The 11692-nt window shown below is 50.7% G+C and carries 6 protein-coding genes and 1 rRNA gene; all 7 read right to left on the bottom strand.

The features are described from left to right. Positions 1-537: ribosomal RNA gene (locus VF575_05845) — 16S ribosomal RNA — on the bottom strand; the annotation flags it as partial. Between the two features lie 405 nt (positions 538-942). Continuing rightward, positions 943-2343: an alginate lyase family protein gene (locus VF575_05840; GenBank protein HEX8183087.1), complete on the bottom strand. Its 1401-nt coding sequence runs from the start codon at positions 2341-2343 to the stop codon at positions 943-945. Positions 2344-2439: 96 nt separating this feature from the next. After that, complete coding sequence (gyrA, locus tag VF575_05835) at positions 2440-5016, bottom strand: DNA gyrase subunit A (GenBank protein HEX8183086.1); 2577 nt, start codon at positions 5014-5016, stop codon at positions 2440-2442. A gap of 43 nt (positions 5017-5059) precedes the next feature. After that, on the bottom strand, positions 5060-7048 hold the full coding sequence (gene gyrB / locus VF575_05830) for a DNA topoisomerase (ATP-hydrolyzing) subunit B (GenBank protein HEX8183085.1): 1989 nt from the start codon (positions 7046-7048) through the stop codon (positions 5060-5062). Between the two features lie 150 nt (positions 7049-7198). After that, positions 7199-10438, bottom strand: coding sequence for an ATP-binding protein (locus tag VF575_05825; GenBank protein ID HEX8183084.1), 3240 nt, complete (start codon positions 10436-10438; stop codon positions 7199-7201). A 2-nt stretch (positions 10439-10440) separates the two neighbouring features. Further along, complete coding sequence (locus VF575_05820) at positions 10441-10959, bottom strand: hypothetical protein (GenBank protein ID HEX8183083.1); 519 nt, start codon at positions 10957-10959, stop codon at positions 10441-10443. Positions 10960-11036: 77 nt separating this feature from the next. Continuing rightward, the gene (locus VF575_05815) at positions 11037-11504 is read right to left on the bottom strand and encodes a hypothetical protein (GenBank protein HEX8183082.1); all 468 of its coding nucleotides are present in this window, start codon (positions 11502-11504) and stop codon (positions 11037-11039) included. Positions 11505-11692: the final 188 nt, after the last annotated feature.

The following is an 11692-nucleotide window of genomic DNA, read 5'->3' as shown; positions in this document are numbered from 1 at the left end:
ATTCGTCACATATAAAAGCAGTTTACAACCCTAAGGCCTTCATCCTGCACGCGGCGTTGCTCCATCAGGCTTTCGCCCATTGTGGAAAATTCCCTACTGCTGCCTCCCGTAGGAGTCTGGGCCGTGTCTCAGTCCCAGTCTGGCTGATCATCCTCTCAGACCAGCTAATGATCGTCGACTTGGTGAGCCATTACCTCACCAACAATCTAATCATACGCAGGCCGTTCCCAAAGCGCATAAAGCTTTAATCCGAAGATCACATGCGGTATTAGACACCATTTCTGGTGCTTATCCCTCACTTTGGGGTACGTTCCTACGTGTTACTCAGCCGTCCGCCGCTCGTCAGCACTCTCACACATCGCTTAATAAACCTCCCGTATCCGTTCCGACTAGCCGGTCGTTCGGGATACTTTGGTCATCTATACTATTGCTAATATTAGAACTTAAGCGAACTGTGAGAGCCTGTTACCGCTCGACTTGCATGTATTAGGCACGCCGCCAGCGTTCATCCTGAGCCAGGATCAAACTCTCCAAAAAAGAATTCAATCATGTTCAGTCGAACTTCGTCCTCTCCCGAAAGATTGGACTAATTACTGACTTACTTTGTGGTTTGTGATAGTCGAAACTATCGCATTCCTAAATTCAAAAAATCAATTGACGTTGATTTGCACTATTCAATCTTCAAACATTGTCTTACGACTTGTTTGAAATCTACCAGATTGTTAAAGATCTTTAGAACAATTTAAAGACACTTCAATAACGCCTCAAATGTTCTTAAGTACTATATTACCTCGCGTGCGACCCTTATGTCAAGAGTATTTAGGCCGGAGCAGTCGTATTTCTTACAGCACTATTTTACTAGATCTGGACATGCCATTCAGCTAAGGCGCCCTACTGTACATAATGCCGGATTATATATGCGCAAGATCGGTCGCGCATTGGCTATTGAGCCGGTACCCCGCCACTGTCCGCATTCGTCAATGTTTCATTCTGCATATGCAAATCACTCGTTCCGAACGGCAATGGACGATACTGCTTAACAAACGCGTCGAGTTTGGGCAATGACAGGCCTTTTCGGTTAACGTAATGATTGTGGGCGATATCTCCCGTCATTTTAGCCGCGGCACCTCCCCAATTTAGCGCACCGCCACAAATAGTACTCGGTATAGCGTAATTTGGATCAGCGTCCTTTGCCGTTCTCATCTCAATTAAACGCGACTGAAGTTCAAGTGCAGCCGTCAGTCGTGGTTGCTGCTCGGTGTAGAGATCAATACCTTGAATACGCGCAGTCTCAGCTGCCGTAAAAATCGACGCAAGGCCCATACCGGTATGTCCTAGATCGCGGCAGGTTTCCTGCGTTTGACCATTGTTAAATGTCGTTGCCCCGTTCCAATACGTAGTAATATTAGAATTTCCGTACGGTGCTTTTATGGGCGTGGCACCGTCAGAGGTTGTATATACATGGGCCGGTACAGCGACGCGCCAATCGCCCACCCCGTTGTCAAATGTCGCCCTGTTATTTGTAAATACACCGATACTCATCGTTACGTCAGCAAGCAGTGTCATCCAGTTGAACCCACCACCTGTCCAGCCGTCGATCGTTATTGGTAAAAATTTAGTTGTCAGCATGCTTTCGAAACGGCCTATATCGGCGCTGGACCAGCCGGCATTCGAATAGCGGATTATTTCGGCAGCCCGCGTCCAGTTCGCTCCGGCCCAGCCGGCAACGAGTTTATTGTTTCCATATAGCTCAGTGCCGTTCCATGGTATTTGTTGCAACGTCGAGGACCAGGCATTCATAAATGATATAGCTTTGCTAGCATAGGCTTGATCGCCAGTATAATACCAGAGCAATGCATTGTTATAAGCCGCTACCGCGTCGCCCTGCAATGCCGCGCATCCAATCTGACGCGCCTTTTGGGCTCCATTGCCACACTCGACGCTTGTTACTGGAGCTGGTACGCGAGTTGATCGAGAGTAAATATTACTCTTTACTTTATTAAAGGCGCTTAGCCACGGCTCTTGGCTGGTACGGGCTTTGACGAAATCTAATTGCGGCCTATTGAGATGGATACCCGGATGCACGAATCCGCTCGACTGTGTGACGGGTACACCGAACCGTACTGCCGTGCCGCCCGAGGCAGTACCGTCAGCAACGCTTACGGCTGGACTAGTCAGCGTCCCGCTCTCTGCCTCACTGGAAATGTACGGAGTTGCCGCCATTGAACGCGTTACCAGGAGAACGCCGACGACGCCAAACGACGCCAAAACAATAATGCCAAGGATGTTTTGACTCGCCAATCGCCTTAGCAGGCTGTATGTATTATCTTTGCGGCTCACCACGATTCACGCTACCTTGTATATTACTATGCTTAAGCATAAGTATAACACCAAGCATTGCACTGCAACAGACCATTTATAGACTACTCTGATTCTAGCCTACGCTGATTCGATGACAACATCATCTTCTGGTTCATCAATGTCTTCGGCCTTTTCAACCAGCGCTAAGCTTACGACTTCGTCGGCGTCATTCATACGCATGATGCGGACACCTTGCGTAGCACGGCCGAGCGCTGGAATGTCTTTGATGCCAAGACGAATTGTCTGACCCTGCCCGGATATAATAATTATTTCCTGCTCATCATGGTCGCCAAGTGTCTTGACGCCGACTAGATCACCAGTCTTTTTGTTGACGACAGCCGAACGGATACCGACGCCACCGCGGGCATGCGGTGTGAACTGCGATACCTTGGTGCGCTTGCCATAACCGTATTTGCTGATCACAAAGATGCTTGAGCCGGCCTCAACAATATCCATACCAATAACATGGTCGTTAGCCCGCAGGCGAATACCGCGGACACCGCGGCTGACGCGGCCCATCGGCCGGACATCCTTTTCGCTAAATCGAATCGCCTGGCCTTCGCTTGTCGATATGACGACTTCATTTTCACCAGTCGTCGGTCGGATCCATTTCAGTTCATCGCCCTCATCAAGATTAATTGCGATCAGACCGCTTGTCCGTACATTCTGATACTGCTCAAATGGTGTCTTTTTGACGACGCCACGTACCGTACACATGATCAGGTTTTGTACTGCTTGGCCCTTGGTCACGTTAATGACAGAGCTGACCGTCTCTTCTGGCTGCAGCTGCAAAAGGTTCACGATGGCGACACCCTTGGCATTCATGCCAACCGCCGGCACTTCGTAGGTCTTCAAGCGGAAGACACGGCCTTTGTTGGTAAAGAACAGCAGGAAGTCGTGCGTACTGGCATTTACGACGTGCTCAATCACGTCCTCTTCACGGGTTGTCATACCACGCCGGCCTTTGCCACCGCGTCCTTGCTTCTTGTATTCGGCTATCTGACTCCGTTTGATGTAGTTTGCTGATGTAAGCGTTACTACAACTTGTTCCTCTGCAATCAGATCTTCATCGTTCATACGGTCGAGTTCGTTGTTGATGACGCGTGTGCGCCGCTCATCGCCGTATTGCTCTTTGAGGGCGAGCATCTCTTCTTTGATGATTGCCAAAATACGGGCTTCGTCAGCCAAAATCGCTTCGAGTTCAGCAATGGTCTTTCGTAGTTCAGCCAGTTCGTCCTCGATCTTCTGGCGTTCCAAACCGGCCAATGTGCGCAGCTGCATCGCTAGAATTGCGCGGGCCTGAATATCGGACAAGCCAAATTCTTTGATAAGATTCTTGCCTGCCTCTTCTGTTGTTTGAGAGGCGCGGATAATGCGGATCACTTCATCGATGTGATCTAGCGCGATCTTCAATCCTTCAAGGATATGAGCTCTCTCTCGGGCTTTGCGCAGTTCAAATTCGGTGCGGCGTCGTACGACGATCCGGCGGTGCTTGATGTGCTCCTGAATAATGTCCTGCAGGCCAAGCACGCGCGGCTGGATACCGTCGACGAGGGCCATCATATTGAAGTGGAACATGCCCTGTAGCGGCGTTAGCTTATAAATCTGATTGAGCAGCTTCTTAGGGAATGCGTCTTTTTTGAGGTCAATGACGATGCGCACGTTGCCGCGGGCTGATTCATCACGGATATCACTTATCCCGGTAACACGCTTATCACGCACAAGGTCGGCAATCTTAATAACTAACGTTTCCTTATTAAGAGCATATGGAATTTCAGTAATGACAATCTGGTGTCTTCCCCGAGTCGATTTGTTGCCTTCGACGATCTCAGCAATACCCCGGACAACTACACCACCGCGGCCAGTCGCATAGGCGGTGCGCAGCGAATCTTTGCCATATACCAGGCCGCCAGTTGGGAAATCAGGACCCGTCACATACTGCAGCAAATCATCAAGCGTCGCTTCTGGGTTATCTATCTGGTGGACAGTTGCATCGATCAGCTCAGTCAGGTTGTGCGGCGGAATATTGGTCGCCATGCCGACGGCAATGCCGAGCTGGCCGTTAAGTAGTAAGCTTGGGATTTTGGCTGGCAGCACTGATGGCTCCTGCGTCGTACCGTCGTAGTTGTCCCTGAAATCAACAGTTTCCTTGTCAATGTCTGCGAGCAGCTCATCAGCCAGGCGATGCATCTTGGCTTCGGTATAGCGCATGGCTGCCGGTGGATCGCCGTCCATACTGCCGAAGTTACCCTGTCCATTGATGAGCATGTAACGCATACTCCATGGCTGCGCCATACGCACCATGGCGTCGTAGATCGAGGCATCGCCATGCGGGTGGTATTTACCCATAACAGAACCGACGACGTTGGCACTCTTGCGGTGCCGGGCTGTGGAGCGCAAGCCCTCGCTGTTCATGCTATAGAGAATGCGACGGTGTACCGGCTTCATACCATCCCGGACGTCAGGCAGTGCCCGTTCGATAATAACTGACATGGAATAACGCAAATAGCTATCTTCCATGACGTCTTCGACAGTCCGCGGCTCAACCTGGCGCGAGTGCGTGATGTCGGTAATGACCTCTACGGCTGGTTGGCTGATGAGACGTGGCTCATCGATATTGTCGTCTGGGTTCGGTGTGGTGATTTCGTCGTCCATAGTGTCTCTCGGTATCTCTTATAATAATCTTAGTAAATGCAGCCTAGATATCCAGATCTTTGACGAATTTTGCCCGTGCCTGAATGAAGTTTTTACGAAGTTCGACCTCGGTACCCATCAGCTTGTTAAAGATGGCGTCGGCTTTCTCGGCGTCTTCAACTTTAACCTGTACCAAGACGCGCTTCTCTGGATTCATTGTGGTCTCAAACAGCTGCTCAGCGTCCATTTCGCCCAGTCCCTTGTAGCGCTTCTGCTCAATAAAGCCGGCTTGCTTATAGCGCTCACTGGTATCACCTTCGCCGCCGCCAATAGTCTTGAGACCTTCGGTTTTGCGACGTGCGATTTCAGCATCGAGTACGACCTCAAGTTCATCTTCGTCGTAGACAAAAACCGGGTTTTTACGGCCTGGACGAACCAACTCAAACAGCGGTGGCTTAGCTAGATACATATGCCCGCCGTCAATCACTGGCTTCATGTAACGGAAGAAGAACGTGAGCAGCAGTGTTGAGATGTGCGATCCATCAACATCGGCATCAGTCATGATGATAATACGGTGGTAGCGCAGGCCATTAATATCAAATGAGTCCTCTATACCGACGCCCAGCGCCTTGGTAATGTTGAGAATTTCGTTATTAGCGAGCATTTTGTCGAGGCGGGCACGTTCGACGTTAAGAACCTTGCCACGCAGCGGCAGGATCGCCTGCGTCTTGCTGTCACGGCCAGACTTCGCGGAACCACCGGCTGAGTCACCCTCCACAAGATACAGTTCAGATGCGGCTGGATCCTTACTCGAACAATCAGCTAACTTGCCGGGCATGCTGGCCCCTTCCAGGACGCCCTTACGAATGATGTTCTCACGGGCGGCGCGGGCTGCCTTACGGGCGCGGGCACTGAGCAGCGCTTTGCCGATAATTTTGCGGGCAATCTGGGGATGCTCCTCGAGGTAATAATTGAGATTTTCAGCCAGCACCTGCTCGACGTAGCCGCGAACTTCCGGGTTGCCGAGCTTGTTCTTAGTCTGACCTTCAAACTGCGGATCCGGCAGTTTGACGAGAATGACAGCAGTCAGACCTTCACGGGTATCTTCTCCTGAGAGATTTTCTTCTTTTTCACGGAGTAAGCCTGACTTGCGAGCATAGTCATTAATGACGCGGGTCAGCGCCGACCGGAATCCAGTAATGTGTGAACCACCGTCGGGATTGTAGACGTTGTTGGCAAAGGCTTTGATCTGCTCTGTGTAGGCATCGGTATACTGCATAGCCACCTCAATCTGAGCTGCCTCGACTTGCTTGTCGACATAAAACACATCATCATCAATTACTTCTTTGCCGATATTGAGGTGCTTCACATAGGATTGAATACCGCCTTCAAAATAAAACCCGTACCGTACGCCAGTTGCTTCGTCTGCCAAGGAAGTTCTGATACCTTTTGTGAGATAAGCTGCGTGGCGCAGACGATCCAGAATCGTATCGTAGTTCCATTTGTTGCGTTCCATAATCGAGAAATCCGGATAAAAGGTTATCTCTGTTCCCTGCAAATTCGTTTTGCCGACAACTTTTAGATCTCCCTGCGGAACACCACGGGCGTATATCTGCCGATGCTCACGGCCTTCGCGGTAGACATTGACAATCAGCTTCTCGGCCAAGGCGTTGACAACACTGACACCGACACCGTGCAAACCACCAGAGACTTTGTATCCGCCTTCACCGAATTTACCGCCGGCGTGAAGTACTGTCAGTACTGTTTCTACCGTGCTTTTGCCGGTCTTAGGGTGTATGCCGGTCGGGATACCACGGCCATTGTCGAATACCGTCACGCCGCCATCGGCCAAAAGTTTAACCGTAACCTCGGTAGCGTGACCAGCTAAGGCTTCGTCAATACCATTGTCGACGATTTCCCATATCAGGTGATGAAGTCCTTCGACACCAGTTCCACCAATATACATTCCAGGACGCTTGCGCACCGGCTCCAGTCCCTCAAGAACTTGAATCTGCTCGGCCTCATAGCCTTTTGTTTGATCTTGTTTAGCCACGAGAATACTACCCTTTAACCCTTATTTGACGCGCAGACTGCTGCTATAAACTCAGTATAGCTCGCAGCCACATAATTCGCAACTGAAGCCCCAAAAGCCCGTCAGACGGCTTCCTGAGCGGTCATGGCAAGCGTAAGCGATTGAATCAGACTAGCGAGTTTGCAGTACGCCGTTTTCATCAATATATATACTATCGGCACTGTCAGCGTCGTTATTGACTGGTGATGAGTCGGCTTGCGGTGATGCTGCAGCTTGGCTAACTGGAGCGGCCGTACTAACACTATTTTCCGATGAGAGCGGTGTCTGTGTTGACGCCGTCTCAGCTTGCGGTGGTGGCGTCGATGCTGCCAATGAATCAGCTTGTGGTGGGGCAGATTGGCTAGGTGGATTATCACTCTGTTGGGTGTTTGCCATTGGCTGGGGCTGCGATGCCGGAGCAGCTGAAGCATAGCTTGGCTGAGGTGCTGTGCTGATTGCTGCATTACTGCTATTTGATGGCGCACTAGCTTGCGGGGCCGCAACTGAACGCTTGGCGAGCCAGTCATCCAGGAAAGTTGACGGCGCCGGAGCAGCTGGCCGAGGACGATCTACAGGTTGGGCTGGGTAATGAGCAGTTGGCGCCGAGGCCTGGCCGAAAGGCCGACCGTGAGATTGAGCTGGAGGCTGACCATACGGTTGGCTGTAAACTGGCTGCTGACCGTACGCTGGCTGCGTGCCGGACCCGGCGTACGGTTGTCCTGATGCGGCTGTCGTCTGAGTCATTGCAGGGCTAGCAGCATTGGCAAACGGTTGACGCTGTTGCGCAGCTGGACTGGCTGTAACGCCAGCACTTCCCCAACCACTCGTTGCATTTGCTGCAGGCGGCGCATATGATCGCTGTCCGGCTGCCGGAGCTCCCGCCGGACCAGCACCCGCACCAAACCCGGCTGGCTTCCCGGGATCAACTGGTGACGCCATCCGACCGAAAATGTCCTTTTCGACTTCAGCTCTCGGACGTCCGTATTTGGCAGCAGATAACTGCTTCAGCGCTTCAGCAAGTTTTGGATTTGGATTACCGAGTGGCGGCAAGGTCGACATACTGAACGGATTTGTCGGCACCCCGCCTGTCAATGTTCGCACGATGGCGTTGTAGCTCGGAATTCGCAGTAGGTCGCTGTCGTCGAACGTCGGCTGAAAGTATTTTGCTAACGATTCTACATCCTGCTGGCCAACACGGAATGAAACGACGGTACCCATATTTCCAAATACGGCATCCCGGATTTCCGGTGTCAGCTGAGTTGTAAACTGGTTAGCTACAATCAGGTTCAAGTGATACTTACGAGCCTCGGACATAATCGTCGCGAACGAATCGGTTGAGAAGTTCTGGAACTCATCAACATACAGACAGAAGTCTTGGCGTTCGCTCTCTGGGATGTTAGCCCGGCTCATGGCAGCAGCCTGAAAGCGCATGACGAAGATCATACCCAGCAATTTGGAGTTCAGATCACCGGTACGGCCTTTACTCAAATTCACCAGCAAGATTTTCTTATTATCCATGATATCGCGCAGGTCGATTGCACTCTTCGTTTGACCGATAATGTTACGCATCATCTGGTTGCTCATAAAGGCGCCGAATTTACTGACAAACCAGGCAGTGACCTCACCGCCATCATTTGAACGCTGTGAAGCCGGAAATTCCTTGAGCCAAAAATCGAGCACCGATTGGTCGGTAACGTGTTGTAACTTTTGCTTCAGGTACTGCGGATCAACGAACAATTTTGGTATGTCGACGAATGTACCACCTTTCGGATCGGCCATAATTACTAATGCGGCATTACGAAAAATGTGTTCATAGCGCGGTCCCATGATTCCCTGGTGTTGTGGATCGTACAATTTCTGCAGCATATTTAGCGTTTCCTGGATCAAGAAGTCCTTCTGGTCCGGATTGCTAAACTCAAATAGATTCAGGCCCATTGGATAGTCCATGTCAGCCGGCGAGAAATATATGACGTCTTCAGTCCGTTCCTTGGGTACCATCGACAGCAGCTTTTCAGCCGTGTCACCGTGCGGATCTATGAATGCAAAGCCGTCGCCATTTATCATGTCCTGGAGGGCCAAGTTTTCGAGAAAGGTCGATTTACCAGTACCGGTTTGCCCAACAGCATACATGTGCCGTTGGCGGTCGCCCAGCGCGAGCCGTATCGGCTTTTTGGCGCCACGGAACAGGTTGTAACCAAGTAGCATTCCGTCATCCGGCATATTGCGCGGCGCATCGACCTGCTTAGACGCCTGGCGTGTCAGCTGCGATGTTGGAATGCTCCGTTGATCTGGGAAATGAAATACTGTCGCCAGCTCGACGGCATTTAAAATATTCTTTTTCTTACGCTGCGGGAAGAACCGCATAATATAACTGGTGACAAAACTTTCCATATCTTTGGTCGCGCTGTATTTGAAGCCGTTTTTGCCGGGCGCATCATACAGTGAGAAAGTTGCGACAATATTTGTTAGTATTGCCTGCGCCCTGCCCGAGACATTCGACGACGCAACCACGCGGATCAGCACTTCATAACCGGGGTGACGCGTCTTCTCGTCAATTGAGTCGAGTACACTCTGCTCCATTGCGGACAGTTCCTTAGGCTTATCTTTCTCGCCCTTGTCTCCCCCTGGCGGCTGCACAAATGCCATGACAAGCGACTTAATTACCGGCCAGACCGCTTCGAATCCAGATTTATTATCTTTACCTTTACGCTTGTTGCTCGCGATAGCTGAGGCCTCTTTGCGCCACGACGGATCAGCCGGGCGCATCAAAATCTGTATGCCAGCACCGTCTTCTTTATCGAGCGTCGATAAGGCATTTAGTAGCGACTGCATGGCGTCACGCTTCAGATCCTGATAGGTTGCGATTGGGTAGGCAAACGAATTTTTCAGATTAAACTCACCACCGACAGTACCAGACATCTTGCCGACCGCATTAAAAATATTGTGCTCAGCCGCTTCCTCTAAGCGTGCCGAAGGATAGGCGCTGATAACCGCCTGCTTCACGACATCAACAAGCGCAATCGGTACTGCGGCATAGAAATATACGAAGCCCTGGCTACCGACAACCTCAAATGTAAAATGCCGCTGACCATAGAACTTCGACTTAAATCCCTTCTGAATCGTACTGGCAATAATGTTGTAAATAATTGTTGCCTTTGAGATATTCTCATCTGTTAGGTCGCGGACATCCCGGCCATTAGACTGCGTGTCGTCGCTTGGTGGCGGCAGGTGAATAAATAATGGTACCATCTTCAATCCGCGTTCAAAATCCTTAAATTCACGGAATTTTTTGCGGTAGCGCGAATACATAATTGGTCCTGCGACTGCTGCAGCCACGATCAAAAACAATAGAATAATAATAAATGTTGTCATGGCTAAGCGTCCGGTAATTTTATGTCTTTATTATAGCGTTTTTTCATATAGTCAGCTCGAAGTGCGTGCAGTGCACGAACCTGCTTATATGGATCTGTTCTTGTTTCAGCAATCACCTGCTTTGCTTTGTCGACCCACTCTTTTTCGATAACATCAATGTCGGCGGCTTCGTCTGGAACCTCTCGTAATGCACCCGCCTCTGCGCTCGGATCGGCTATAGGGGCTGGCTCCATCGGCGATTCGGCGACTGGAGCGGCCGGAATATTCGCATCGATATCAGAGGTAACAGCCGCCTGCGAAGCTGACAGTACGGCCGCTTGCATTGTCAGCGGTGGCGCTTGGCCCGGAACAGGAGGGTTCTGCTGGCCGAGTGGTTGCTGCGGCTGATCAGCGGCAGTCATAGCCGACTGGTCTGATCGATAGTCTGACTGGCCTGGCAGCTGCGTCAACGGCACGGAGCTAGAACCCGCAGCGGGCATTGTTGTATACACGTCTCTATCCTGGCCTGTTTGTGGATTCATCTAGGTTTATTATACAACTTTTTCTTCCCATATCTAAGAACTTCGAGTAAATTATCAAACTGCCTGCGAGCAAGCGCTTACGCTCGAGTCGCCCGACGTACCCGGATTGCGTAAAAGCCGCCAATCACAAACAATCCAGCCAATGTCAAAATGTCACGTATTGTAAGCTGCCCGATCGACTGCATGACCAGCAGCATAACTGGGAACACTGTGCATGTCATGATGATACTGCGTGCATATATTCGCGGCAGCCGGTCATACAGACCAGTGGTGACCAATAACAGCTTGATGAGACTATACAGCAAAAGCGCCAAGACGATAAAACCAACAATCAACATGACCGACGGTGCTGATTTTGGCGTAGTAAAAGCAAAGAACGCAAGACTACCAGCAATCATTGCTACGAACAGCCTGTTTGATGACGTGAATTGCCTTGCAGGAGCTTTCATAGACTCCGGCGGACGCGGCATAGAAGCAGCGCCATTGAGAGCACCGTCATTTTTTGAGGTACCGACGCGGGATTGTAACTTAGGGATTTCTAACATACGTGTCTTTCTTTGACCTTATAGTATGTACTATACAAGGCCGCCGCATAGATACTCAAATAGTAATAAAAACACCGCCAAAATGACGGTGCGGGAAGATTCTAGTGCCTAGGCGGTAAATGCGCTCGTATAAATTAAACTATTATAGCGCTTACCGCCAAAGGCGTGACTGACCGCTCATTCTACCG

This window comes from Candidatus Saccharimonadales bacterium, from assembly GCA_036388415.1.
In the GTDB taxonomy this organism is placed as follows: domain Bacteria; phylum Patescibacteriota; class Saccharimonadia; order Saccharimonadales; family UBA4665; genus UBA4665.
This window is presented reverse-complemented; position numbering and strand designations above follow the sequence as displayed.